This window comes from Streptomyces flaveolus (assembly GCF_044765825.1).
Lineage (GTDB): Bacteria > Actinomycetota > Actinomycetes > Streptomycetales > Streptomycetaceae > Streptomyces > Streptomyces flaveolus.
Map to the genome: position 1 here is coordinate 36,017 of NZ_JBIWKU010000002.1, position 23,437 is coordinate 59,453.

Consider the following 23,437-nt stretch of genomic DNA (forward strand, 5'->3'; position numbering starts at 1 on the left):
CGTCAGAAGGTCAGGTCCGCCTTGGAAATGCGGCAGTGGACACCCTTGACGATGTCGACCACCTGGGAGACCTGGAAGTCGGCGGCCGCGCTGAGGTAGGCGAGGGCAATCGGGCCAGGGACGGAGAAGCGCTCGTCGAGGAGGGTGAGGGCGTCGCGTACGGCATGGCGCATCGCCTCGTCGAGGTCGGTGTCCAGGCCCATGACGATGTGCTCGGTGTCGGTCTCGGCGAAGGGGGCGCGCAGGCGGGATGCGAGTCGCCGCAGGGCGGGGTCGCGGAGGACGGTGAGGCGGAGGGTCGCGCGCAGAGGGGCTTCGAAGGCGGTGAGGGCCACTTCGCCGTCGCCCTGGGAGAAGTGCGGGTCGCCGGCGTAGAAGAGGGCGCCCTCGACGGCAACGGGGAGGAAGAGGCGAGCGCCGACGCCGAGGTGGCGTACGTCGAGATTGCCTCCGTGCGGGCCGGGAGGCACCGAGTGGACCGGGGCTTCGGTGTCGGGGGCGGTGCCCATGATGCCGAGGAAGGGACGGAGCGGGAAGCGGATGTCGCGACCGTCGCCCACGGGGAGGCGGCCACGGCCGTCGTCGTCGACGGTGGCGACCAGGCTGACCGGGTCGGGTCCGGGGCCCTGGGGGTATTCGCCGGGGAGTGCGCCCTTGCCGTGGCGGTTGCTGATCACGCCGTAGGGGGCTCGGCGGCGCAGGCTGAGGACTTCCACTTCGAGTACGTCGCCGGGCTCGGCCCCCTGGATGTGGACGGGTCCTGTGACAACGTGCGGGCCGTGGGCGGCGGGGTCGTGAAGGCGGGTGGAAGCGGCGAGTTCGGCGGTCTCGTGGAGGACGCCGTGGATGCCGGCGACGGCGAAGAAGGCGGCCGGGTCGCGGCCCTGGTCGGCGAGGATGCCCTCGTGGCTGATCGTGTCGAGGGTGACGCTCGCGCCTGAAGGCACCGAAAGGGACGGCTTGGAAAGGGCGTTGGGAAGCAGGCCCCAGTGGACCGCGGCCGGGTCGGCGGGGAGGTAGTGGTCGCCGTCGACGGGACCCCGGTGGGGCTGGAGGAGGGTCACAGGGCTTCCTGGAGGTCGGCGGCGGTGAGGGTGAAGCCGAAGCACTGGCGGACGTTGTAGACGGTGGCGTCCATGCAGTACGGGGGTGAGGTGGTGGCCACCGCGTCCTCCAGCATCAGCACGTCGTAGCCGAGGCTCGCTGCGTCCATGAGGGTGGCGAGGACGCACTGGTCGGCGTTGACTCCGGCGAAGAGGAGCGTGTCGGCGCGGAGATTGCGCAGGACGCTGTCGAGTTCGGTGTCCTGGAAGCCGCTCATGCGGTACTTGGCGATGTTCAGGTCGCCGGGTGCCGCAAAGAGGGGTGCGGTGATGTCGGCGGATGTGCTCTCGCGTTCCAGGACCCTTGCCCCGGTGGGTAGTTGGGAGCCGAGGCCGCCTCCGGTTCCCTCCCGGTCGTAGACGTGGAGGACGCCGGGCGGGAGGTTCGCGCGGTCGGGGCGGTTGCCCCAGTTGAGCCAGACGACGGGGACGTCGGCCGCCCGGAGGGCGGGGAGGAGCCGCTGGAGTACGGGGATGGGGGTGCGGGCCGGGGACACGTCAACGCCGATCGAGGCCAGCCAGCCGTCGGGCGAGCAGAAGTCGTTCTGCATGTCGACGACGACGATCGCCGTTGAGGCCAGGTCGAGCGTCAGGATTTGGGGCTGAGCCTCCACGGTCACGGGGCGGGCCGGGCGCTGCGGGCGGCGAAGGTCGACGTGTGTGGCGTCCGCGCTCCAGGCGTTGCGGGAGTTGGGGCCGATCTCAGGCATGGGTGAGGTCCAGGAGGGCGTGGTCCGTGCCCGGTGCGCCGATCGCGCAGAGGCCGACCGGGAGGTCGCGGACCCGCAGCCGGGGCATGGTGACGGCGGGCAGCCCGGCGAGCGAGGCAAGGCAGGTGAGGCGGATGGTTGCGGCTCGTACGGTCTCGACCTCGGCCGATGTCGCATCGGCGCGGGGGGCTGGGCTGCTCGTGGCGGGGAGAAGGATCGTGGTACCGGGCGGGAGGGCTTCGACGATGACCGAACGGGCGGACAGGAGCCCGGAGGTGGCGTCACGCACTTCACCCTCCGTGACCTGGCTCCCCCCGGCGAACCGGGCCTCGATGTCGGCCCCCAGCGCGCCTGGGTGCTTCTCGATCCACTCCCCGTGCGCGGCCCACGCCTCGGCCGCCTGGACGGTACGGAAGGCGTGCAGCCACTCCTCCAGGTGTGGGGCCATGCCGGTGTCGGTCCGTACGAGATCCAGGCCGATACGGAGGGAGAGCGCCCGGCATGCCGCCTCGAAGGATGCCTGGACCTCGGGTTCGGCGAGCGCGGTGAGGACGTCGTCGACCAGAAGCGTCGTCATCGGGGCTTCGTCGTCCCGGGGCAGGAGCACCTTCGCCGCTGTATGCAGCAGGTGGGGGTCCCGAGCAAGCAGTCCCGCCGTGTCGAAGGACGGGGCCAGCGGGAGCAGGCCGCCGGTGGGGACGGCTCCGTGGGTGGGGCGCCAGCCGTAGAGGCCGCAGTAGGAGGCGGGGACCCGGATCGAGCCCGCGGTGTCCGTGGCCAGCCCCAGATCCGCCCAACCGCGGGCGACCGCCGCCGCCGGGCCGCTGCTGGAACCGCCGGTGATCCGGCCGGGGGCAGCGGGGTTGACGGGGGTGCCGTAGTGGATGTTGGTCCCGGCGAGGCTGTAGGCGAGTTCGTCGGTTTGGGCGATCCCGGTGAGATCAGCGCCCGCGCTGATCAACTCCCCTACTGCGTCAGCGTGTTGGGACTCCATCGGCGCATCGGCCAGCCACTGCGGGTTGCCCCCGCCGATCCGCTGTCCGGCAACGGCGAAGAGGTCCTTGATGGCAGTACGTACACCTGCGAGCGGCCCCGCCTCCGCCCCGGCGACCAGCGGCTCGCCCACGACCCGCCACACCGCGGGGTCCGGAGCATCCTCGGCCACCGGCTCCGGCACCGCGCTGACGTGCGCGGCCGCGATCCGCCAGCCCTCCGCCGTCAGCCGCCACACCTGAGTCTGCATCCCACGCGCCCCGCAGGCCCGCAGCGTTTCGGCGGACAGGACGGCGACGTCCTCGGCGATCCGCACCTCGTGGACGCGCTCGACCGTACGGGCCGGGGCTCCCCCGCTGCGGCCGCGACGGAAGTCCGAGATGGCCGCGTGCCCGCTCAGCACCATGGAACCCTCGGCGCGCACCGTGTCCGGAGCGTCCAGGAACCAGTGGTCGAGGCCCGCCACGTCATTGGCCCCGAGGGCCTGTTCGTACGACCAGAAGGCGTCGAGGAGTTCGCTGCGGTTCGCCCCGCGAGGGCGGTGGGGCGTGGTGGGCCGGCCTGCTTGTCCGGCCGGGGGTCCGGGGGTTGCCCCTCGGGAAGGCACAGTGCTCATCGGGCGGCTCCGAGGACGGCCAGGTCCGCGTCGTCGAGCACCGCGAAGGGGCCGCGCTGGATCAGATCGGCGAAGCCCTCGTCGGGGGACATGACCGTGAGGGTGTAGAGACGCTCGGTGGCCGAGGTGTTGGTGATCCGGTGCTTGGAGCCGAGGGGCAGGACGAGGACATCACCCGGTGCGAGGTCGCGTTCGTGCTCATCGCTGACCGCGCGGCCCTCGCCCGCGAGCACCACGAAGGTCTCCACGGACTCGGGGTGCCAGTTGAGCGGCTGGGCGCCGCCCGGCTCCCACACCTCGAAGACGACGGTGGTCGGTGAGCCGTCGGTCGGTCCGGTGAGGACGGCGAGCTTGACCGTGTCGCCTTCGGTGATGTGGTGGGCGGTGATCTCACGGAGCGGTTTGTGGAGCGGGGGTATGGCCATGGCGGGTGTCCTCGGCGTCAGGCGTTCAGGAAGAAGGCGGTCAGGCGGAAGGCAGGAAGCGGGCGCATTCGCGCAGTGCGGCCGCGTTGTTGGCGATGGCGGTGTCGACGAGCTTGCGGCCGAGTTCGGGCGTGGCTCCGGTGGGGTCGCCGATAACGCCGTTGCCTGTGCCGAAGTCGTCGCTCGTCCAGCCGAAGGAGACGGACTTGCCGAAGCCGATGTGCTCGTAGGCGGTCAGGTGCGCGGGGACACTTCGCTCGGCCAGCGACATGTCCACCGTCTCCGGGCGGAGGTGGAGCATCGCCGCGGTCTCGTTCAGCCCGCCGTGCACCCCCAGACCCAGCTCGCCGGACGGGGACGCGCCGCCCTGGTCCGCAGGGAGCGTGGCGTGCAGCAGAAAGGTGAACAAACCGTATCTGGTGCGGAGTTCTCGCAGGGCGACTCCCAGCAGCGCGCTGTTGCCGCCGTGCGCGTTGAGGAATGCGAGCCGCCGGACGGGCCCCATGGCGAGAGAACGTCCCAGGTCGTCCAGGACCGCGAAGAGTGTCGAGGCGCTGAGCCACAGCGTACCGGGCGACCAGGCGTGTTCGTCGGACTTGGTGTACGCGAGGCCCGGCAGCAGCGTGATGTCACAGCTTTCGGATGCGGCCAGCGCTGCGCCCCCTGCTATCGCCTCCGCCATGAAGTAGTCGGTGGCGACGGGAAGATGGGGACCGTGCTGTTCGATCGCGCCTACCGGAAGGACGGCCACAGTGTCGGCGGACAGGTCGGTGACCGACGGTCCGCTGAGGTCGGTGAAGCGGTTGAACGCCACGGTCAGCGCGCTCCCAGGAGGTGGCCGGGGTTGAGCAGCCCCAGCGGATCGGCGGTGCGGGCGGTGGCACGGACGAGGTCGAGGCGCCGGTCGACGTACCAGTTGTGGACGTCATGGACTCCTACGCCCAGTGCCTCCAGGGCGGCGATCCCCTCGTACACAGTGGCTTCGTCCTGGTAGTGCGCCATCAGCATGCCGACGGGACCCGAGCGCATCCCCTCCAGGTGCAGCACCGTGCCGGGGAAGACGGCCTTGACCGCCGCCGGGTCGCCGAGCAGTACGTCGCCGCCGATCTCCAGGTGGAAGTAGCCGTCCTTGGCCTTCATCAGGTGGTACGTGGGGTGGTTGAAGGAGAGCGAGGAGATGAGGGCGGGGCCGTGCGGGGCGGGACGTACCTCCGTCACCCGGCCGCCGCGGCTCTCGATGATCGCCCGGGCATCGTCCCCGGCCTGCTCCTCGATGATCGCGCGGACGCTCAGCGCGGCCGGGTCGAGGGCCGGGTCGGCCTCGAAGGTCTCGACGAGGCCGGGCTCGTCGAGGGAGACCAGGCGCGGGGCGGGCTCCAGGCGTACGAGGTCGCCGAGCGCGGCGGTGGCGGAGGTCCAAGTGCCGAAGGAGGCGAAGAGACCGGTCCAGACGCGGGCCGGCTGAAGTGCGACGGTCGCGGTCGTGGTGATGCCAGTGGTGCCGTAGGCGTGGATGTACGGGAGTGCTTCCTCGCCGCGTACGGTGAAGGGCTCGGCCTCCGCTGTGCACGGGACGACGGTCAGCTCCCTGACGAAGCCCTCCCCGTTGGTGCCGTTGGCAAGCGATCCCGTGCCGCCGTTCCCACCGGAGAGGAAGCCGCCGAGCGATGTCCCGAATGTGGAGGGGAACATCCACAGTTCCTGGCCCAGCGTGCGCGCATGCGCCTCCAGGTCGGACATCTTTGCGCCCGCCTCGGCCCTGATCCACCCGTCGCCCGCGCCCAGGATGCGTCCGCATCCGGTGAGGTCGAGTACTGCGCCGCCGTGGAGCGGGATCGCCTGGCCGTAGTTGCCGGTGCCTTTGCCGCGCGGGGTGAGCGGGATGCGCAGGCGGTGGGCGAGGGCGACGAGCGGCTGGATCTGCTCGTACGACGACGGGCGCAGCACCACCTCGGCGCGACCGGCGGGGAGCTTGGCGGCGAGGATCGGCGACATGTGCGCCCAGTCGCGGGACGCCTTGTCGAGGGCGGAGTCCTCGCGTACGACGGCATCCTCGCCCAGCAATGCGGCAGCCTCTGCACAGAATGCGTCGATGCCGCGGGTGCGGTGCGTGGCACCTGAGCAGACGCCCAGCAGCGCGTCGTCTACGACAAGTTCGGTCATCCGGCGCAGTTCGGCGGCGGACAGGGTCGTGCCCTTGGGGTCGACGGCCATCACTTCATTCCGATCTTGGTGTCGATGAATTCGTTGGTCGCCAGGTCGTCGGCACTCAGTCCGGCCGGTATCTTGACGCCGCCCTTGGTGAAGATCGGTCCGAAGGTCTTCAGGGAGTCGGCGACGCGCTTCTCGTCGAAGCTCGCGATCGATCCGTCAGCCTCGTTGCCGAGGATGCCGAGCCTGACCATCTCCTTGGCGGCGTACTGGCCGGTGCCCTTGGAGTAGACCCAGCTTGTGCCGTACTGCTTCACGATGTCGTCGATGAGCGTGATCGCTGTGTCCGGTGCGGCGGCGAAGTCGGCGGCCGACTGCTGGATGACGGGGACCAGCTTCTTCAGGCAGGGGCTGAGCTTCTTCAGTGCGCCGGAGCGGACGGAGAGTGCCTGCGGGTAGACGGTGTAGCCGACATCGGCCAGCAGCTGGAACTTGACCGGCTTCTTCCAGGCGGCGATCTCGTGCTCGTAGAGGTACGGTTCCGCGGTCGCGAAGCCCTGCTGCGCGATGGAGGGGTCGGCGACGAAACGGGACGGTGAGCTGTCGTAACTCCCGTCCAGCTGGCTCTTCTTGATGAGCCCCTTCGTCACCAGCATGGGGGCGAAGACCTCGCCGTCCCGGTAGACGACCTTGGCGCCGCTCTTGCCGATGTCGGCGACGGTCTTCCAGCCCGGGTGGGTCTTGGGGTCCCACATCAGGACCTGCGGACTCTTCTTCATCAGCGCGGCGACCGCGGTGACGGGCTGCTTGCCCGCTGTCTGGATGGCGCTGTCGGTGGTGACCATGCCGAGAGTGATGGACTGGTCGATGTACATCTCCGAGGCGGGGGTCTGGTATCCGACAGCCGAACCACCCGCACGTACCTGGATCTTGATGCCGGTGTCCTTGCCGCCGATGACGAGGGGGCCGGTGACCCGCTTCTTGTCGGTGTCGACGGTGTAGCCGGGGCCGACGAGGTTGTAGATCGGACCGTGTTCGGCCTCGGGCTCCCAGTCGGCCTGGACGACGACGGTGGCGGGACAGACCTTGTCGAGGCGCTGGGCAGCGGGGGCGGGCTTGAGGTCGGCAGAGGACCCGGCTGTGGTGGCGCCGGCGCCGCAGCCGGTGGCGGCGAGGAGGAGCGAGGTACTCAGTCCCGCGACAAGGCATCTTCTGGAGGAAAATGGCATGGCAGTCTCCCGGGAGGGGCTCTGACGAGGAGGCGGAGAGGGGGGTGGGCCGGCTCAGCTGCGGCCGGACGCGTGCCAGGAACCGACGGCGAGGCGGGACAGGAACGTGAAGAGCGCGAAGACGGCGACCCCGAAGAGGGAGGCGAGAATGATCGCGGCGAAGAGGTCCTCGGACTGAAGCCGTGAGCGGTAGACGTCCAGGAGGGTGCCGATACCGGGTGCGCCCTGCTTGAAGAACATGTCGCCGACGATCGCGCCGATGACGGAGAGCCCGGAGGAGGTACGCAGCCCGGTGAAGATGGCGGGGAGCGCCGCGGGCAGTTCGAGCTTGCGCAGGCGGTTCCAGCGGCCCGCCTTCTGGAGGGTGAAGAGGTCGTGGTGGGCGCGGTCCACGGACTGCAGTCCGAAGAGGGTGTTGGCGATCAGCGGGAACAGGGCGATGAGGACGCAGACGATGACCCGGCTGGTGAAGCCGAAGCCGAACCAGAGGCCGATGAGGGGGACGATGGCGAGGATCGGGACGGTCTGCAGGATGACGGCATACGGATAGAGGGAGCGCTCCAGCCATCGGGCGCGGCTCATCACGACGGCCCCGGTGATGCCGAGGACGGCGGCGATGACGAGCCCGGCGAGGGCGACCTGCGCGGTGCGGGCGAGGGCCTGGAGCATAGGCTGGAGGTGGGTCCAGTCGAGGACGGCGACCTGGAGGACCTGGTGCGGGGGCGGTACGAGGAAGCGGCGGGCGGGGGCGAGGAGCAGGTAACTCACCGCGTACCAGAAACCGATGGCGACGGCGAGCGAGCCGATGGGAGCGAGCAGCGCGACAGGGCTGCGGCGTGTACGGACGGACGCCTCGGTGGCCGTGAAGGTCTCGACCGTGGAGTCGGCGGCAGCGTCGGACTGGTGCACGGGGGTCTTCCCCTCGTGGGCCGGAGCGGCAGCGCTCGAACCGGTGACGGCCGGTTCGGACGCGGCAGACGGTTCGCTGCTCGGGCCGACGGTGACCGAGGCGGCCGTGGTTGCGTGGGCAGTCGGCGCGCCGGCGGCCGGGGTGTTCGTGGTCACTGGGCGTCTCCTCGCAGGGCCCCGGAGACCGCGCCCGCGATCGCGGCGAACTCCGGTTCGTAACGCAGCGATGCGGGCCTGGGGTGGGCGAACGGGACGTCGAATTCGGCGACGATGCGTCCAGGTCGGTCCGACATCACCACGACCCGGTTGGCCAGGAAGACCGCCTCGGTCACCGAGTGCGTGATGAAGAGACCCGCGAACCCTGTCTCGCCGAAGATCCGCTGGAGCTCTTCCTGCATACGAAGCCGGGTCATCTCGTCCAGCGCGCCGAAAGGTTCGTCGAAGAGGAAGAGCGCGGGGCGCATCATCAGCGCGCGGGCCAGCGAGACCCGCATCCGCATCCCGCCCGAGAGCTGTCCCGGCAACTGCCCCTCAAAGCCGCTGAGGCCAACGAGACGGATGGCGTCCATGGCGCGCTCGTGCCGTTCGGTCTTGGGACAGCCGGCCAGTTCGGCCGGCAGCGCCACATTGGCGAGGACGCTGCGCCAGGGCAGCAGGGTGGCGTCCTGGAAGACGTAACCGATGTTCCCGCCCGGGGTGCTGATCTCGCCCGCGCTGGGGGCATCGAGCCCGGAGGCGAGCCGCAGCAGGGTGGACTTGCCGCAACCGGAGGGGCCGACGACTACGACGAACTCGCCCGCGCCGACGCCAAGTTCCACTCCCGAGAGCGCGGTGGTCCCGCTGTCGAAACGCTTGTCGACGGCTACGAAGCTCAGCGCCGTCTGCACTGCTGTCGCCACGTCGACTCCTTCCTGTGGGCCTGTGGTGCGTTCACCGATGTTCGTAGCATCAACATTCATTGTTTCGGGGGGATGTCCCGGGCGTTTACGCCCGGGACCAGTCAGAGCGCTTCGCGGATCACCGTGGTACGGCTCACCGCTCGCCCGCCCTTGAAGACGATCCGGTCCGGGTACGAGGCCCCGACAGCCCCGGAGAGCGAGTCGGCCCGTACGGCGAGGAGGTCGGCGACGGCACCCTCGTACGGCCCTGCGGCGGGTAGCCCGAGGACCGTGCGGGCGCCGGCGGTCACCGCGTGGACGGCCTCGGTCAGCGTCAAGTGACCTGCCGTGACGAGGAGTCCGGCGGTCTCCAGGGGGTCGGCCCTGCCTACCGGGTTGAAGGGGTCGCGGATGTTGTCGCCGCCCCCGGCCAGGGGCACGCCCGCGTCCAGGAGGGCGCGTACGGCGGTCAGACCGCGCGGGGTGCGGGCAGGCATATCGCGGCCCTGAAGGTAGAGGTTGGTGAGCGGCAGCGCGACGATCCCGATCCGGGATGCCGCCGCCTCCTTGGCGATGCGGGCGGCCTCGGCCGGGTCCAGCCCGCCCAGTCCCACGCAGTGGCTGGCGGTCGCACCGTGGGCGAAGCCCCGCTCCCGGACAGCCTGGGCGAGCAGCAGCAGATCCTTCGGGTCCGGACGGAGATGCTCGTCCGCATGCAGATCGACGCCTACGCCGTGCCGCTCGGCGATGGCCAGGGCGCGGGCGACAGCGGCCTGCGGGTCATCGGAGAGGTGCGGGCAGCCCCCGAGCAGGTCGGCGCCCAACTCCAGTGCCTCGTCGAGAACTTCGTCGGGAGCCTCGATGTGCAGTACGGCGATCTGCAGTGCAACCCGCTCGCTCAGCTCCTCGCGCAGCCGCAACAGCGCCCGCAGCCCCCGGAGCGGATCGCGGCCGGGCAGGACGTCGGCGTGGGTGCGGACGGCGGTCGCACCATTGGCGACCAGCTCGTCCAGGGCACGGCGGGCCCTGACCAGAACGTCCTCCTCCGTCACCTGCTCGGCGTAGCCGCGCCAGGCGGCGACCGCCCCTGGCAGGTCGCAGGGCGGCGCACCGGCCAAATCCCAGGTGAGGGCCTTGTCGAGGTGGGCGTGGGGTTCGGCGAGGGCGGGCAACAGCATGTAGCCGGAGAGGTCCATCTCCGCACATGCGGAGGCCAGTCGACCGGCCTGCGCAACGGCCGACACCCGCCCGCCCTCGATCAGTACGTCCCGGACCTGCCCTTCGGGCAGCCGCGCCCCGCGCAGCAGCAGTGCCGTCGCCGTCATCGCATGTCCCCGTTTCCCGGTGCCGTGAGTACCGCGAAGCCGTCGAAGGCATGCCACATCGCGGGCGCGCCGAACATGTCCTGGCGGGGGACCGGGCGGGTCCGTCCGCGTACCACCTGGTCGAAAGCTTCGGCGACCCGCCCCACGAAGTAATGGCCCTCACAGTGGCGGAGGTTGTGCCCCAACAGGGCTTTTTCGACCGGGAGTTCGGCGAGGCGCCGGGTCGACGCGGCGAAGGCAGGCACATCCGCGCCCGGGACATGGGCGAAGAAGGTGCCGCTGATCAGGGTGTCGCCGGCGAGGAGCAGACCGGTCTCCGGTTCCCAGAGACAGATGCCGTCGGGCGAGTGACCGGGGGTGTGCAGGACATGCAGCCTGCGCCCGCCCAGATCGACCTGCTCCCCTTCCCGGAGCAGCCGGGTCGGTCGCACCCCGTCGATACGCCACTGAGTCAGCTCGGGGACGGGCCGCACCTCGGTCCGCGAGTCGGTGAGGAAGAAGCCCTCGGCGGAGAGTGCGCTCAGCTCGATGTAGCGCTGTCGCATGTCCTGGGCGATGTGCTCGTACGTCTCGAGCCACTCGCGCGGTGCGGGCTCGCCGTGCAGGTCCGCTCCCGCTTCGTGGACGGCGAAGTCCTTGGCCTCGCCCACAAGCGAGGCGTTGCCGCCCCGGTGGTCGTAGTGGTGGTGGGAGTTGACGACGAGCAGCGGCAGTGAGGTCAGCGCGCGCACCTCGCGCCCGATGTCCCCGATGCCCATTCCGGTGTCGTACAGCAGGGCGAGGTCGTCGCCCACGACGAGATAGCTGTTGACGTGCCCGGGCTCGGCTATGAGGAAGGTCCCAGGTCCGGTCTCCTGTACGGAGAACCAGTCGCGCCCGCTCACGCGCCGATGCCGTGGTAGCGGCGGGCGTGGTGGACGAGAGCGCCGGCCCCGCCCTGGCCGGGGACGATCTCCTCGATGTCGGCTATCAGCAGCAGGTGGTCCCCGGCCGCCACCTCTCCCCGTACGCGGCACACAGCGGCGTACGTGCTCTGCGCGAGCAGCAGCGGCACACCTCCCTCTCCCCTCGTCCACTCCAGGCCGGCGAACCGGTCGGCGGCCGGATCGGCGAACCGCCGCGAGACGGATTCGCCGTCCGCGGAAAGGATGTTGAGGGCGAGCCTGCCGCCGTCCTGGAGCAGCGGCAGGGTGCGGCTGCTGCGCTGGACGCCGATCGCTACCAGCTGCGGCGTACGGCTGAGGCTCATCACGGCGGTGCTGGTGAATCCGGCAAGTTTGCCATCGGCTGCGGCAGCGGTCACCACGCAGACGCCACCTGCGAGGGCTGCCATGGCATCGAGGTATCCGGCCGTGGCGGGCCGGTCGGCGGTGGTCGCGGTCATTCGGGCTCCTCGCCTAGAATGTTCGTCACATCAACATTGAGCGTAGGAGACATGTGTTTCGCGGGAGTAAATCCCACTCCGAAGTGACCGCTTAGGATTTCCGCCATGGCAGACCGACCCACCGAAACCCCCGCCGATCCGGACCAGCAGCTCGGTGACGCCATCCGCCGGCTACGCAAGAAGCGCGGCCTCACCCTTGTCCAACTCGCGGGCAGCGCAGACCTTTCGCACCCCTTCCTCAGCCAGCTGGAGCGCGGGCTGACCCGCCCGAGCATGCCCTCGCTGCACCGGATCGCCCAGGCGCTCGGCACCACCCAACAGGCCCTGCTGGCGTACTCGGCAACCTCCTCCGCCGACATCCATGTCGTACGGGAAGGGACCGGCACTCCCGTCGCCAACAGCGGCGGCTCGGCCCGGATGCTCGGGGCACCCCAATTCGCCGTCCATCCGGTCGAATACACGGGAGGACCCACCGGCTTCGAGGAGTACTACGACCACCCGGGCGATGAGTTCCTCTACGTGGTGAACGGCGCGATCGAGGTCGACCTACTGGGCCGCGGCGGCCGCGAACTGCACCGCCTCCACTCCGGTGACAGCCTGCTCTACCCGGGCGGAACCCCTCACCGCTGGCGAGTCCTGACGGGCAATCAGGACATTTCCGGGGTCCACGTCCTCACCGTACAGAACGCCCCTCGTTAGAACGCCGAACAAAGGGAGACAGGGGTAGAGGGCACCCCGGTGACGGGTTCGGCCAGGTGGTGGACGGCGAGCGAGAAGTCGAGCTGCAGACTCCGTCCGGCCCGCGTCTCGAACGCCTGGGCCCGGGCGACAGCCTCATCTGTTCGGTGACCGCGACCGCGTCCGTATCCTCGCGGTCCAGAACGCACCCGGCACCGACGACCAGCACCCCGCCGACTCGGGCCCGCGCTGATGACGTGCGCGGTCGCCCTGGCACCCGCGCTATGGTACGTATTCCGCCGGGGTGGTGGACGTCGGCCGAGCCTGCTTCTCTGCCTCTGCCTCGTCGTCCGCCCTGCGTGCCGGGCGGGTCCGGTTGAAGGCCAGGTTCAGCCCGACCGCGAGCAGGGCCGCGCTCGTCACCGGTGAGCCCAGCACGATGCGCACACCGTCCGGGAAACGGGAGTAGAGGCCCGGTGCCACGTCGGGCGCCATGCCCACGCCGATCGACACGGCGACAATCAGCAGGTTGTGCGTTCCCTCGAACTCGACCTTCCGCAGTGTGCTGATGCCGACGGCAGCGACCGTGGCGAACATGACCAGTCCCGCCGCGCCCACGACCGGTCCGGGCAGCCCGGCCACCACCGCCCCCAGCTTGGGAACCAGGCCCAGGGCGACCAGGATGGCGCCCGCGACGGTGGCCACATGGCGGCTGCGCACCCGGGTCATCGACACCAGGCCCACGTTCTGGGCGAAGACGGTGTCGATGAAGGCGTTCATCACTCCGCCGAGCACCCCGGACAGTCCGTCGGCGGCCAGCCCGCGGGCCATGTCCCCGGTCGTCAGCTCCTTGCCGGTGAGTTCGGCGACCGCGATCAGGTCGGCGGTCGACTCGGCGAACAGGACCAGCATCACGACACACATGGAGATGACCGCGACGGGCCGGAACTCGGGCGCGCCGAAGTGGAACGGAGCGCTCACCCCGATCCAGTCAGCGCCACGGGCGGCGGACAGGTCCACCAGACCCAGCGGTACCGCGACCGCGGTACCGGCCAGCAGCCCGAGCAGGACGCCGGTCTGGGCCAGAAAGCCCCGGCCGAACCTCGCCACCAGCAGGATCACGGTGACGACGAGGGCGGCGAGGGCGAGGCGCGACGGCGCCGCGTAGTCCGCCGCCTTGGGGTCGCTGCCGACGACAAGGTTGACGCCGACACCGATCAGCGCCAGGCCGACCACGGTGATCACCACACCGCTCACCAGCGGCGGCAAGAAGCGCGCTGCCTTGGCGAACGGCCGGGCGACGAGCAGGCCGAAGATCCCGGCGGCGAGCATCGAACCGTATACGGCCTGGATCCCGTACTCACCGGCGATCAGGATCATCGGCGTCACGGCAGTGAAGGCCGCGCCGGCCATCACGGGCATGCGGACGCCGAGCACCCGCCCGACGCCCGCGCCCTGGATCATCGTGACGACGCCCGCGACCAGCAGGTCCGCGTTGATGAGCAGAGCGATGGTCGAGGCATCGAGCCCGGCGGTCGCACCGAAGACGAGCGGCACCGTGACACAGCCCGTGTACATCACCAGAACGTGCTGGAGACCCAGCACCGCGAGCCGCCCGAACGGCGCCCGCTTCTTCGCGGACATCATCACCACAGCACCTCTATCGTGCGAAGTTGGCGGCGATGCGCTGCTGGATGTACTGCTCCGCCGTGATCGGCGGATACCGGCCGTCCGGCCCCTCGATCACCACGTCACGGTCGGCCTGGGCGAAGAAGGCGATGCTGTAGCGGGCGCCCCGGTCCTCGCCGGGGCCCGGGGACTTGACCCGGTGGAAGTTGGACGGAAGCCGGTCGTCGCTCCACCGCATCAGCATGTCGCCGATGTTGCAGGTGATGGCGTCGTCCGAGGGCACCACGGGAGTCCACTCCTGAGCCTCGGCCTCCTTTCCCGGACACACCTGCAGCCCGCCCTGCCCGTCCCGCTGGAAGAGCAGCGTCAGGCAGTCGAAGTCGGTGTGCGCACCGGCCCGCCACACGTTCGGGGCGGGCTCGGCGTCCTCGGGGATCGCGAAGTAGTGCAGCATCCGCAGGGTGGACTGGTAGTGCATGCTCTGAGGGTCGTGGGCGCGGGTGAAGAAGTCGCCGGCGAAGCCCAGCTTGTCGGCGAAGCAGGACAGGACCCGCATCGCCAGCTCGCGGCAGCGCGTCTCGAAGTCGAGGGCACGCTGCCGGAATTCGGGCAGGACGTCGTCGGGCCAGAGCCCCTCCATGTGAGGGCGGGTGACCTGGAACGACTCCTTCTGGTCCGGTGTCCCGCAGGACGGCCTGACCTGGGTCATGGACTCCCACCCGGAGTTGAGGCCCTTCTTCAGCCCATGCCGGGCCTTGTGGGCCTCGGGCAGCGCGAAAAATCCCTCGGCGTTCGTGAACGCCTCGTCCACCAAGGCCTGTTCGATGCCGTGGTTGACCAGCTGGAAGAACCCGATGTCCGTGGCCGCCGCCCACAACTCCTCGGTGATCTCGGCCTTGCGGGCCTCGAAATCGGAGAGGTCGATGCGGCGGATCTCCCGCGCCGTGGTCTCGGTTCCGGCCCCGCCCATGCGCGTTTCCTTGTCGAGTTCGGCGAGGCCGTACGCCGATCGAGGCGTCGTGTGCGGCACGGCACGCGTCGTGATGTCAGTCATCGCGGCAAGTACTCCTGAGTACGTCGGAGTGGTGTCCTCCGAAGTCCTACGAGGTGCAGTCACCGCCCCTGCACCCCCACCGCGGACACACAGAGGTCCGCGGGCACGGTCGGCCTCGGACCCGTCCGTGGGCCCGGCGCCGTGGGCTGGCATACGCCCCGTCGACAGGGGCCATGCGCGATGAAGCCAGCCTGGCGGCATCATGTTTCGTCCGGGAACCAGGTCTGTTACTGCGACAGCACGTCCACGACGAACGACGACGTCGATGGGGTGGCGGTACGGCCGAAATCGGGACCGTTCTCCCGATGCTGTGCGCTCGCGCCGCCCACCGTATTCGAAGGGCGATCACCAGAGGGTGGCCTCTATCGCGACAACAGGTCGACCAGGAACGCCTCGGGAAGACGCGCACTGCGCCCGTCCCACACCACCGCCTCTCCCGCCACCAGGACCGTGTCCACGGTCCGGCTGCTCGCGCAGGTCAGCAGCGTTGCGCCCGGATCGCGCGCCGGAAGGCACGCGTAGTCCCGCTCGAAGCGGTGCAGCACGAGGTCGGCCCTGGCACCGGCCACCACACCGTCCGCGCGGGAATCGAGACCGAACACCTCGTTGGCGCCGCCGGCAGCGATGGCCGGCATTTCCGCGAAACCGAGCAGATCGGCCTGCCGGTGCGCGGCGCGCTGCAGATACGCCCCGATCCGCATGGCTTCCAGAATGTCCTGGGTGTCGTTGCCGGCGGCCCCCTCCACCCCGAGCCCTACCCGAAGTCCCGCCCCCGCATGGAGATCACGGGGGCGATGCCGCTGCCCAGCCGCATATTGCTGAGCGGGTTGCAGGAGACGCCGACTCCGTGCCGGGCGAGCGCCGCACGGCACGGCACGGACACCTGACCCTGTCCCACCCCACTTCGGACTGGTGGAACCTGGGCGAGGAGATCCGCTCGGCATCAGAAGTCTGGGCCGACAGCACATGGGATTCCTACATCACTGGGCCAGACGACGATCCTCGCGTCTTTTGCCAACTTCCCCAGCTCAGCTTCAAAACCACCGAAGGCCTCATACCCATCGCCGCCACCGATCAAGGAGCTGAGGCGGCGGGCGCCCCGAGGGCACTCGCCAGCGGGCCGTCGGCGCCCATTTTGACCGGAGGGTGCCTCCGGTTTACCGTGAGAGCAATACGGAGCTAGCCTCCGCTTTCGATCGGGTCGCCGGACCCGACACGTACAGGAGGGTCAATGAACGCCAAGGGGCAGCAGGGGCGCAAGCCGCGCGCCGACGTCCAGCGCAACCGCACGGCCCTCCTGGAGGCCGCCCAGCGCCACTTCCTGCGCGACGGGGTCGGCACGTCACTGGAGGCGGTCGCCAAGGATGCGGGCGTCGGGCCGGGGACGCTGTACCGGCACTTCCCCACCCGCGAGGCCCTGCTGGCAGCCGTCCTCCAGTCCCGCACCGCGGAACTGGAGGCTCGCCGCGAGGCCATCGCGGGCATCAGTGACGTCGGTGAGGCGCTGGCACAGTGGCTGCGGGCGATGGAGGACTACCTCAGCGCCTACAGCGGCCTGCCCGAACCCCTCATGGCCGCGGCCCGGGCACAGGACCCGGACAATCCGCTCACCGTGCCCTGCGGCGAACTCATCGCCACGACCGAGACGCATGCGCGCACCGCGCAGCGCGCGGGATATCTGCGCCCGTCGGTGACCGGCCACGACCTGTTCCTCGGCGCGTGCTCGGTCGCTTGGATCAAGGGCACCGGCACCGCCGAGGAAGCGGTCGAGCGGCTGCGCTCACTCATCGCCCACGGGTACCGCGAGCCCGGCGACCGCGCCTAGCGGCCGTCGCCTCACGCACAGCCGGTCCGCGGCGGGGGTCCGGCGATCCCACCATGCCGTCACACATCGAGCCGCCCACGGGGTGGCACAACCTTTGAAGGGACAAATCATGAAAATAACTGTTATCGGATCCGGAGCGATCGGTGGAAACCTGGCCCGCAAGCTGAGCCTGGCCGGTCACAACGTCCAGGTCGCGGATGCCCGCGGGCCCGAGGCCGTCACGGCCGAGGTGCGCGAGGCCGGCGCCCGCGCGGTGGTCCTGGACGCGTCGGTCGAGGACCGGGACGCGATCATCCTGGCGATCCCGTTCGGGGTGCAGGGGCAGCTGGCCGAGCTGTTCGCCACCGTCCCCGACACGACCGTGGTGATCGACACCTCGAACTACTACCCGCACCTCAACGGGCGGATCGAGGAGGTCGAGGCGGACGGCGGCGGTCAGGTGGAGAGCGTCTACGCCTCCGGGCTTCTCGGCCGGCCCGTGGTCAAGGCGTGGAACGCCGCCCTGGCCGAGACCCAGCGCACCCGAGGCCTTCCGGCGGGTACCCCCGGCCGCATCGCCATCCCGGTGGCCGGGGACTCTGCGGAGGCGAAGAAGGTGGCCATGAGCCTGATCGACGACACCGGCTTCGACCCCTACGACGCCGGCGCGCTGGCCGACTCGTGGCGCCAGCAGCCGATGGGGCCCGCCTACTGCACCGAGCTGACCCTCGACGAGCTGCCCGCCGCGCTGGCCGCGGCCGACCGCGTCAAGGACGCCGCTGTGCGCGACAGCATGCTCGAGCGCTTCGCCGCCCTCCCCGACAACCCCACCCTGGACGACGTCGTCGAAATGAACCGCGCCGCGCACCGCTGACGCCTCCCCCCCTTCTTGGGGAGCGCTCGCGCGGGGACACGGGACCGCAGGCGCAGGTTCCCGCCTGGACCAAGCGGCTGGCGGTGCCGGACTCCGAGACCCCGGCCCGCTCGAAGATGGCCGTGGACCGGCTCATCGCCCGCCGCGAGGTCCATCTGCGGGAGAAGACGCTGTGGCGGATGCTCTACGAGACCCGCGCCCGAGCGGAGGAGATCCTCGGGGTGACATCGAGGACCTGGACCTCGCCGCCCGCCGCTGCCCCGTCAAGGCCAAGGGCGGCGAGCTGGGCGCGGTAGCCGTCCTTCTCCAGACTTTGACGCGTCTCATGAGACATGGGGTGACCGTCGCTGGCTTGCCTTGCTCATGAATGGGCCCGTGAGGAGGCTCGGACCGGTTCTCGTCGTAGTGGGCTGAGGGCTGTGTTCGGTGCAGGCGTCCGTGCGTCTGTCCAACGGTCGATAGATGAAGATGAAGGTCTCGGCCCTCGGCACCGTGCAGCCGGCGTCACATCCTGTGACGCCACACCGCCGACTTTCCAGGGGCTCCCGCTGGGCCCCGCCATCGATCGCCCGGTCAGGCGTCGGGTGCAGAGGCAGGCGAGGGCGGTTCGGCGTCGTTGATGTGGGTGGCGAGGTTGGCTTCGAGGCGTTCGAGGACGGCGAGGGTCTCGCTGAGTTCAGCACCGGCGAGATCGCCGGCCACGCAGTCCTCCAGGCGGGCCCAGAGGTCTTCGACCTGTTGGCGCAGAGCTTGGCTGGCGGCAGTGGGTTCGACCAGGACGGAACGCTTGTCGCTGGTGGAGCGCACGCGGCGCACGAATCCGGCCTTCTCCAGGCGCTGGATGGTGCGGGTCATGGTGGCAGCGTCGGCGCCGACGTGCTGGGCCAGGTCGGTCTGTCGCATCCGGCCGCGGTCCCACAGCTGCATCATGACGAGTTCCTGGGCGGGGTGCAGGCCGACCTCGCGCAGCAGCTGGCCGGCGAGCATGCGGTGCAGGCGGGCCACCCGGAAGATCGCATGGCTGATCGGTCCGCGGCGTGCGGCCTCGGGGAGTTCCCCGGTCGCGGGGGCCTGGGGCATTGCCTCGGATTCCACGGTGCTTCCCTCTGCCTTCTCAACGTGCGGCCGTGCTTGCAGCGCATGTCTGCGGCAGCCGGCGCTGCGCCGACCGCCGCAGACAGCCCTCAGGTCCGCATCCCTGAGGGCAGGGTATGTGCTGCTCAGGCGCGGCATGTCCGGTGGGCCTTGGGTCTGTCGCCGAAGCGTCAGGCGCGGGCTTCCTCCAGCGTGGGGTAGTCGGTGAACCCCTTCTCGTCTCCCCCATAGAAGGTGGCCGGATCGGGCGCGTTGAACGGGCCGCCCTGGGCCAGTCGGGCGGGCAGATCCGGGTTGGCGAGGAAGAGGGCTCCGTAGGCGACCAGGTCGGCGGTGCCGTCCTCGATGAGCTCCAACTCGGCTGGTCCGGTGGGCTCCTGGCCGGTGAAGGGGTTGAGGATGAAGGTCGTGGGCCAGGCCTTGCGCAGCCGGCGTGTCAGGTCGCGCGCGCCGGGGGCTTCCAGCTGGTGCAGGTAGGCGAGGTTCAGCGGGGCGAGGGCTTCGACCAGGGCGGTGTAGGTGGTCTCGGCGTCTGCGGTGTCGGACTCGTCGATGTCGTTGTAGCGGTTGCCCGGAGACATGCGGAAGCCGACCTTGTCCGCGCCGACTGCCTCGGCGACGGCCTTGGCGGTCTCCACGGCGAAGCGGATGCGCTTCTCGGGGCTGCCGCCCCATTCGTCGGTGCGCTGGTTGCTGTTCGGGGCGAGGAACTGGTGGATGAGGTAGCCGTTGGCGCCGTGCAGCTCGACGCCGTCGAAACCCGCCTCGACGGCGTTGCGCGCGGCGGCGGCGTGGTCCGCGATGGTGGCGCGGACTTCTGCGTCGGTGAGTTCGTGCGGGGTGACGAAGTCCTGGGGGCCTTCGTGGGTGTATACCTGCCCGGCGGCCGGGACGGCGGAGGGGCCGACGGGCTGCAGGCCCATGAGTGCCGGGTGTCCGACCCGTCCGGTGTGCATGATCTGCAGATAGATCACGCCGCCCTGGGCGTGTACGGCGTCGGTCACCTTTCGCCAGGCAGCGACCTGCTGTGCGGTGTGGATGCCGGGGGTGTCGGGGTAGCCCTGACCGGCCCTGGAGGGCTGGACGCCTTCGGTGACGATCAGCCCGGCGGAGGCGCGCTGCGCGTAGTAGTCGGCCATCAACGGCATGGGGCTCTGGCCGGGGCCGTAGGCGCGGCTTCGGGTCATCGGTGCCATCACCAGGCGGTTGGCCAGGCGCTTGCCGCCCAGCTCATAGGGCTCGAATGCCTTCGACATCGTCATCTCTCTTCGGGGGAGCAGACGGGGGCGCGGCTTCCCGCGACCCCATTACTTGCCCGAACAATTAAATCCCGAACCGATCTTCCCGGAAGTACATGTGAGCCGCATCACGCGGGTGGCAAGTGCCGCGCAACATCGCAGATGTACTGTTGCCCGTGGGCGCAGGAGTTGTCTAGAAGGTGAGTCAAGGCCATTACTTGCCTGAACAACTGTTTGCGGGATCAAGTGGCTTCGACTCCGCATCCGGCTCGAGGTCGGCACGGATCCTCCCCGGCCCCGGAGAGGGGCTCAGCCGCGTATCCCCTGCAGCATTACGCCCAAGTAGCGGCGGCCGGAGTCCAGGCGTGCCGGCCGGTCTTCGCTGTGGACGTTGGCGGCGAAGGCGATGCCACACATGAGCGGCAGCAGGTCGTCCCAGGTGACGACGCCCTGGACGAGGCCTGCCGTGCGCGCACGGTCGAGCAGCCGGCCGGCCAGTGAGTCCAGCGTGGCGGTCAGCTCCTCGGTGCGGGGCAGAACGCTCTCCGGCGCCGCGCGGACGATGGTGAGCGAGGGGTCGGTCAGCTGCGCCTCCAGGGTGACGTCGAGGAAGCCGGTCAGGGCCGCCCAGGGATCTTCCTCGGTCAGCGCCTGTTCCGCACGGGTGATCAGTGCTTCCAGGCCGGGGGCTGCAACGGTCTCCATCAGGGCTTCCGGTGTCGGGAAGCGCCGGTAGACGGTAGCCACCCCCAGGCCCGCGAGACGGGCGACGTCGTTGAGCTGAAGCGGGGTGCCCTCGTCGACGAGCCGGCGGGCCACGTCGACGATGAGCTGCCGGTTGCGGGCAGCGTCCTTGCGCATCGATGCACTGGTCATGCGAACAGCATAAATGGATAGCTCATCCGCTTCGTGCTACGGTGAAGTGGATAGTTCATCCACTTAATGAGTCATGTGAAGGAATCATCGTGCCGTTCACCGTCACCGACGTACCGGACCTGCCCGCCGGGTTCACCGACACGTTCACCAGCCACACCGTCAAGACCAGCGAACTGACCCTGCACGCCGTCGTCGGCGGCGGCGGGCCGCCGCTGCTGCTCCTGCCCGGCTGGCCCCAGTTCTGGTACAGCTGGCGTCTGGTCATGCCCGCCCTGGCCGAGCACTTCACCGTCATCGCCCCTGACCTGCGCGGCATGGGCGCCAGTGACAAGCCCGCCACCGGCTACGACGCCGCCACACTCGCTGACGACATGGCGGAGTTGATGACCGAGCTGGGGCATGAGAGCTTCGCCGTCGTCGGCTACGACCTGGGCATGCTGGTCGGCTACGCCCTCGCCGCGAGCCACCGTGACCGCGTCACCCGCCTCGTCGGCGCCGAGTCGATCCTTCCCGGTCTCTCGCCGTCCCCGCCGCTCATGTCGGACCCGGCCACCAACGAGTTCCTGTGGCACTTCGCCTTCAACCGCCTCGCGGACATCAACGAGCGCATGGTCGCCGGCCGCGAGGCGATCTACTTCGGCTACAACTTCACGACCAAGACCGCCAGGCCTGGCGCCATCCCGCAGCAGGCCATCGACGTCTATGTCGACCAGCTGCGCGATCCGGCCGCGCTGCGCGCCAGCTTCGAGTACTACCGCACCCTCGAAACGTCCGCTGAGCACGCCCTGCGCTGGCGCGACGAAGGCCCGCTCACGATCCCGGTCCTGGCGATAGGCGGCCAGCACAGCACCGGCACCATGCCCGAGGAGACCCTGCGCCTGGTGGCCACGGACGTCACCGGACTGGTCATCCCCGATGCCGGCCACTTCCTGCCCGAAGAAGCGCCGCAGGAACTCAGCACGGCAGTACTGGATTTCCTGCGCTGATCCGGCGATCTCCACCTCACCGTCGGCTGTGAGGCAGGAACCGGGTCGCCGACCCTGTCGCGGCGGGAGCCGCTCGCAGCCCCCGACTCAACCCACTGAGGAGTGACATGCAGAGGCCGGCACCGAGGGTGCGCACCAGCGAGACCGGAGCGATACGACCGGCGGGGGCAACCGCCCCGGCAGCGGTACCCACGATCGTGAGCGGAGGGCACCTGTGAGCGCCGACGTCATCGTCTCGGGCGCAGGCCCGGTCGGTCTGCTGACCGCCGCGCTCCTGGACTCGGCCGGGGTGAAAGGTGGAGGTCCTCGAGCAGCTCACCGAGCGCGGCGAGAACTCCCGTGCCGCCGTCCTGCACCCCCGCACGCTGGAGGTCCTCACCACCGTGCGTGCCGAGGACGGCCGCACGCTCACCGACATCCTGCTGTCGCACGGCCGCACGGTGCCCCGGACGCACTTCGGCATGCTCCCGCAACTGCTGGACTACACCGAGCTGGACACCCCCACCCCTACATCCTGCAGATCACCCAGGCCACCACCGAGAGGGTGCTCGCCTCGCTCGTCGAAGCGCGCGGCATCCCGGTGCACTACGGCCAGCAGGTCACCGGATTCGAGCAGGACGACACCGTCGCGCGCGTGCGATCAGGCGACACCGGGCCTTCCGCCGCTGGACCGGACTCACACCCGAAGCTGCACGCAACACCGACTACCTCACGCCCGCCTGACCGGTGAACTGGTCCCACCCCCACGAGTGGAGAGTCCGGTTCGGATCCCGGATCCACCAAGTGGAGCGTGTGCCGGAAGCCGAGCCCGTCGAAGTGGAGATCCTGGTGTGTGACTAGAGTCAAAGGCATGGCAACACCAGTGCTACAAGCAGTTGAGGCGAACGGGACGACCTGGGACGACCCCTCTGAGGAGCAGCTGCACGACTTGCTAGCTGACATGAGTCTCGGATCGCGATTTGTCGTCGTGCGGCGGCTTGATCTGGAGCCTGCAGATCAGTACTACATGCAGGTCTATCTCAATGACGACCTGAGCTACCAGGTGGAATACCGCGAGGGAGGGCCGGACAAGCACTTCCAGGCATGGGTACCCCGCACGCACGAAGTCTTCGCAGTGGAACCTGTGGCTGAGGTGCTCCAGGGCTGGGCCTGCGGGCGACCTGGCTGGCGTGGCTCTCTTTCTTGGGTTCCGTGGTCATCTGCACAGTCATGCGCCCGACACCACCCCCTCACAGCCACTCGTTGATAGCTGCCACCAGAACAGTCGCTTCGTAGCGGACGGCTGGTTTGTCGAACCTCGTGGCCACTGCCCGGTGCCTTCCGAGGCGGTTGATGCCGCACTCGACCGCGTGCCTGGCTGTAGTCTTCCGGGCCGCACCTCGGTGGACGGCCGCCGCGGAAGCCGCGACTCGTGCGGTTGCGCACCTGGTCGGCCCTGTCCGGGATGGCGCAGCGGATCCCTCGGATCGATGGACTCGGC

At 69.8% G+C, this 23,437-nt stretch carries 23 protein-coding genes and 2 pseudogenes; 6 read left to right on the forward strand and 19 right to left on the reverse strand.

What is annotated here, in order from left to right; translation table 11 throughout:
- Window positions 1-2 precede the first annotated feature (2 nt).
- From ACIRG6_RS05195 to ACIRG6_RS05250, 12 genes are all read right to left on the reverse strand, one after another.
- On the reverse strand, window positions 3-1,064 hold the full coding sequence (locus ACIRG6_RS05195) for an acetamidase/formamidase family protein (RefSeq protein ID WP_403320798.1): 1,062 nt from the start codon (window positions 1,062-1,064) through the stop codon (window positions 3-5).
- Window positions 1,061-1,813 (reverse strand): cysteine hydrolase family protein, encoded by a 753-nt coding sequence (locus tag ACIRG6_RS05200; protein ID WP_403320800.1) that lies wholly within the window; start codon window positions 1,811-1,813, stop codon window positions 1,061-1,063. Before ACIRG6_RS05200 ends, ACIRG6_RS05195 begins: the two co-directional genes overlap by 4 nt.
- On the reverse strand, window positions 1,806-3,422 hold the full coding sequence (locus ACIRG6_RS05205; protein WP_403320802.1) for an amidase: 1,617 nt from the start codon (window positions 3,420-3,422) through the stop codon (window positions 1,806-1,808). Before ACIRG6_RS05205 ends, ACIRG6_RS05200 begins: the two co-directional genes overlap by 8 nt.
- On the reverse strand, window positions 3,419-3,847 hold the full coding sequence (locus ACIRG6_RS05210) for a cupin domain-containing protein (RefSeq protein ID WP_356498838.1): 429 nt from the start codon (window positions 3,845-3,847) through the stop codon (window positions 3,419-3,421). Before ACIRG6_RS05210 ends, ACIRG6_RS05205 begins: the two co-directional genes overlap by 4 nt.
- Before the next feature lie 40 nt (window positions 3,848-3,887).
- Window positions 3,888-4,661 carry a creatininase family protein gene (locus tag ACIRG6_RS05215; protein ID WP_403320805.1) on the reverse strand — a complete coding sequence of 258 codons (774 nt, stop codon included), beginning with the start codon at window positions 4,659-4,661 and terminating at the stop codon, window positions 3,888-3,890.
- Between the two features lie 2 nt (window positions 4,662-4,663).
- Complete coding sequence (locus ACIRG6_RS05220; RefSeq protein ID WP_403320807.1) at window positions 4,664-6,061, reverse strand: FAD-binding oxidoreductase; 1,398 nt, start codon at window positions 6,059-6,061, stop codon at window positions 4,664-4,666.
- The gene (locus ACIRG6_RS05225; protein WP_403320808.1) at window positions 6,061-7,227 is read right to left on the reverse strand and encodes a substrate-binding domain-containing protein; all 1,167 of its coding nucleotides are present in this window, start codon (window positions 7,225-7,227) and stop codon (window positions 6,061-6,063) included. The genes ACIRG6_RS05220 and ACIRG6_RS05225 overlap by 1 nt, the downstream gene beginning before the upstream one ends.
- 54 nt (window positions 7,228-7,281) lie before the next feature.
- On the reverse strand, window positions 7,282-8,292 hold the full coding sequence (locus ACIRG6_RS05230; RefSeq protein ID WP_403320810.1) for an ABC transporter permease: 1,011 nt from the start codon (window positions 8,290-8,292) through the stop codon (window positions 7,282-7,284).
- Window positions 8,289-9,035: an ABC transporter ATP-binding protein gene (locus ACIRG6_RS05235; RefSeq protein WP_403320813.1), complete on the reverse strand. Its 747-nt coding sequence runs from the start codon at window positions 9,033-9,035 to the stop codon at window positions 8,289-8,291. The genes ACIRG6_RS05230 and ACIRG6_RS05235 overlap by 4 nt, the downstream gene beginning before the upstream one ends.
- Window positions 9,036-9,136: 101 nt before the next feature.
- On the reverse strand, window positions 9,137-10,339 hold the full coding sequence (locus tag ACIRG6_RS05240; RefSeq protein ID WP_403320815.1) for an amidohydrolase family protein: 1,203 nt from the start codon (window positions 10,337-10,339) through the stop codon (window positions 9,137-9,139).
- Window positions 10,336-11,223 (reverse strand): MBL fold metallo-hydrolase, encoded by an 888-nt coding sequence (locus ACIRG6_RS05245; protein WP_403320818.1) that lies wholly within the window; start codon window positions 11,221-11,223, stop codon window positions 10,336-10,338. The genes ACIRG6_RS05240 and ACIRG6_RS05245 overlap by 4 nt, the downstream gene beginning before the upstream one ends.
- Window positions 11,220-11,723, reverse strand: a complete 504-nt coding sequence (locus ACIRG6_RS05250) for a flavin reductase family protein (protein ID WP_403320821.1) — start codon at window positions 11,721-11,723, stop codon at window positions 11,220-11,222. Before ACIRG6_RS05250 ends, ACIRG6_RS05245 begins: the two co-directional genes overlap by 4 nt.
- A 105-nt stretch (window positions 11,724-11,828) precedes the next feature.
- On the opposite strand from ACIRG6_RS05250, the gene ACIRG6_RS05255 reads away from it, so the two are divergent.
- Window positions 11,829-12,422, forward strand: a complete 594-nt coding sequence (locus ACIRG6_RS05255; protein WP_403320822.1) for a helix-turn-helix domain-containing protein — start codon at window positions 11,829-11,831, stop codon at window positions 12,420-12,422.
- Window positions 12,423-12,683: 261 nt separating this feature from the next.
- Here the strand turns inward: ACIRG6_RS05255 and ACIRG6_RS05260 are convergent, their stop codons facing one another.
- The 3 genes from ACIRG6_RS05260 to ACIRG6_RS05270 form a co-directional block, all read right to left on the reverse strand.
- Window positions 12,684-14,048, reverse strand: a complete 1,365-nt coding sequence (locus ACIRG6_RS05260; protein ID WP_403320824.1) for a nucleobase:cation symporter-2 family protein — start codon at window positions 14,046-14,048, stop codon at window positions 12,684-12,686.
- A gap of 13 nt (window positions 14,049-14,061) precedes the next feature.
- On the reverse strand, window positions 14,062-15,084 hold the full coding sequence (locus ACIRG6_RS05265; protein WP_403320826.1) for an isopenicillin N synthase family dioxygenase: 1,023 nt from the start codon (window positions 15,082-15,084) through the stop codon (window positions 14,062-14,064).
- Between the two features lie 362 nt (window positions 15,085-15,446).
- Window positions 15,447-16,052, reverse strand: a complete 606-nt coding sequence (locus ACIRG6_RS05270; protein ID WP_403320828.1) for an amidohydrolase family protein — start codon at window positions 16,050-16,052, stop codon at window positions 15,447-15,449.
- 263 nt (window positions 16,053-16,315) lie between these two features.
- Between ACIRG6_RS05270 and ACIRG6_RS05275 the strand changes: the two genes are divergently transcribed.
- The 3 genes and pseudogenes from ACIRG6_RS05275 to ACIRG6_RS05285 form a co-directional block, all read left to right on the forward strand.
- Window positions 16,316-16,909 (forward strand): TetR/AcrR family transcriptional regulator, encoded by a 594-nt coding sequence (locus tag ACIRG6_RS05275; protein ID WP_403320829.1) that lies wholly within the window; start codon window positions 16,316-16,318, stop codon window positions 16,907-16,909.
- 109 nt (window positions 16,910-17,018) lie between these two features.
- Window positions 17,019-17,762, forward strand: coding sequence for an NADPH-dependent F420 reductase (locus ACIRG6_RS05280; protein WP_403320831.1), 744 nt, complete (start codon window positions 17,019-17,021; stop codon window positions 17,760-17,762).
- A 56-nt stretch (window positions 17,763-17,818) separates the two neighbouring features.
- Window positions 17,819-18,048, forward strand: a pseudogene (locus tag ACIRG6_RS05285) (site-specific integrase); the annotation flags it as partial.
- A 287-nt stretch (window positions 18,049-18,335) separates the two neighbouring features.
- On the opposite strand, the gene ACIRG6_RS05290 reads toward ACIRG6_RS05285, so the two are convergent.
- The 3 genes from ACIRG6_RS05290 to ACIRG6_RS05300 form a co-directional block, all read right to left on the reverse strand.
- Window positions 18,336-18,842: a MarR family winged helix-turn-helix transcriptional regulator gene (locus ACIRG6_RS05290; protein ID WP_403321794.1), complete on the reverse strand. Its 507-nt coding sequence runs from the start codon at window positions 18,840-18,842 to the stop codon at window positions 18,336-18,338.
- A 185-nt stretch (window positions 18,843-19,027) separates the two neighbouring features.
- Window positions 19,028-20,113: an alkene reductase gene (locus ACIRG6_RS05295; RefSeq protein WP_403320833.1), complete on the reverse strand. Its 1,086-nt coding sequence runs from the start codon at window positions 20,111-20,113 to the stop codon at window positions 19,028-19,030.
- A 291-nt stretch (window positions 20,114-20,404) separates the two neighbouring features.
- Window positions 20,405-20,971, reverse strand: a complete 567-nt coding sequence (locus ACIRG6_RS05300; protein WP_403320835.1) for a TetR/AcrR family transcriptional regulator — start codon at window positions 20,969-20,971, stop codon at window positions 20,405-20,407.
- 89 nt (window positions 20,972-21,060) lie between these two features.
- On the opposite strand from ACIRG6_RS05300, the gene ACIRG6_RS05305 reads away from it, so the two are divergent.
- Window positions 21,061-21,957 (forward strand): alpha/beta fold hydrolase, encoded by an 897-nt coding sequence (locus ACIRG6_RS05305; RefSeq protein WP_403320838.1) that lies wholly within the window; start codon window positions 21,061-21,063, stop codon window positions 21,955-21,957.
- A 214-nt stretch (window positions 21,958-22,171) separates the two neighbouring features.
- Window positions 22,172-22,687 (forward strand): FAD-dependent oxidoreductase, encoded by a 516-nt coding sequence (locus ACIRG6_RS05310; RefSeq protein WP_403320841.1) that lies wholly within the window; start codon window positions 22,172-22,174, stop codon window positions 22,685-22,687.
- A 499-nt stretch (window positions 22,688-23,186) separates the two neighbouring features.
- Here ACIRG6_RS05310 and ACIRG6_RS37705 read toward each other — a convergent pair.
- A pseudogene (locus tag ACIRG6_RS37705) lies at window positions 23,187-23,421 on the reverse strand (IS5 family transposase); the annotation flags it as partial.
- Window positions 23,422-23,437: the final 16 nt, after the last annotated feature.

What these genes read in the sequence shown, in the direction of transcription:
- ACIRG6_RS05265 (WP_403320826.1), bottom strand. Translation starts at nt 15,084, where the DNA reads ATGACTGACATCACGACGCGTGCCGTGCCGCACACGACGCCTCGATCG.
- ACIRG6_RS05220 (WP_403320807.1), bottom strand. Translation starts at nt 6,061, where the DNA reads ATGGCCGTCGACCCCAAGGGCACGACCCTGTCCGCCGCCGAACTGCGC.
- ACIRG6_RS05205 (WP_403320802.1), bottom strand. Translation starts at nt 3,422, where the DNA reads ATGAGCACTGTGCCTTCCCGAGGGGCAACCCCCGGACCCCCGGCCGGA.
- ACIRG6_RS05295 (WP_403320833.1), bottom strand. Translation starts at nt 20,113, where the DNA reads ATGTCGAAGGCATTCGAGCCCTATGAGCTGGGCGGCAAGCGCCTGGCC.
- ACIRG6_RS05290 (WP_403321794.1), bottom strand. Translation starts at nt 18,842, where the DNA reads ATGCCCCAGGCCCCCGCGACCGGGGAACTCCCCGAGGCCGCACGCCGC.
- ACIRG6_RS05250 (WP_403320821.1), bottom strand. Translation starts at nt 11,723, where the DNA reads ATGACCGCGACCACCGCCGACCGGCCCGCCACGGCCGGATACCTCGAT.
- ACIRG6_RS05255 (WP_403320822.1), top strand. Translation starts at nt 11,829, where the DNA reads ATGGCAGACCGACCCACCGAAACCCCCGCCGATCCGGACCAGCAGCTC.
- ACIRG6_RS05240 (WP_403320815.1), bottom strand. Translation starts at nt 10,339, where the DNA reads ATGACGGCGACGGCACTGCTGCTGCGCGGGGCGCGGCTGCCCGAAGGG.
- ACIRG6_RS05260 (WP_403320824.1), bottom strand. Translation starts at nt 14,048, where the DNA reads ATGATGTCCGCGAAGAAGCGGGCGCCGTTCGGGCGGCTCGCGGTGCTG.
- ACIRG6_RS05280 (WP_403320831.1), top strand. Translation starts at nt 17,019, where the DNA reads ATGAAAATAACTGTTATCGGATCCGGAGCGATCGGTGGAAACCTGGCC.
- ACIRG6_RS05200 (WP_403320800.1), bottom strand. Translation starts at nt 1,813, where the DNA reads ATGCCTGAGATCGGCCCCAACTCCCGCAACGCCTGGAGCGCGGACGCC.
- ACIRG6_RS05275 (WP_403320829.1), top strand. Translation starts at nt 16,316, where the DNA reads ATGAACGCCAAGGGGCAGCAGGGGCGCAAGCCGCGCGCCGACGTCCAG.
- ACIRG6_RS05270 (WP_403320828.1), bottom strand. Translation starts at nt 16,052, where the DNA reads ATGTGCTGTCGGCCCAGACTTCTGATGCCGAGCGGATCTCCTCGCCCA.
- ACIRG6_RS05225 (WP_403320808.1), bottom strand. Translation starts at nt 7,227, where the DNA reads ATGCCATTTTCCTCCAGAAGATGCCTTGTCGCGGGACTGAGTACCTCG.
- ACIRG6_RS05210 (WP_356498838.1), bottom strand. Translation starts at nt 3,847, where the DNA reads ATGGCCATACCCCCGCTCCACAAACCGCTCCGTGAGATCACCGCCCAC.
- ACIRG6_RS05300 (WP_403320835.1), bottom strand. Translation starts at nt 20,971, where the DNA reads ATGACCAGTGCATCGATGCGCAAGGACGCTGCCCGCAACCGGCAGCTC.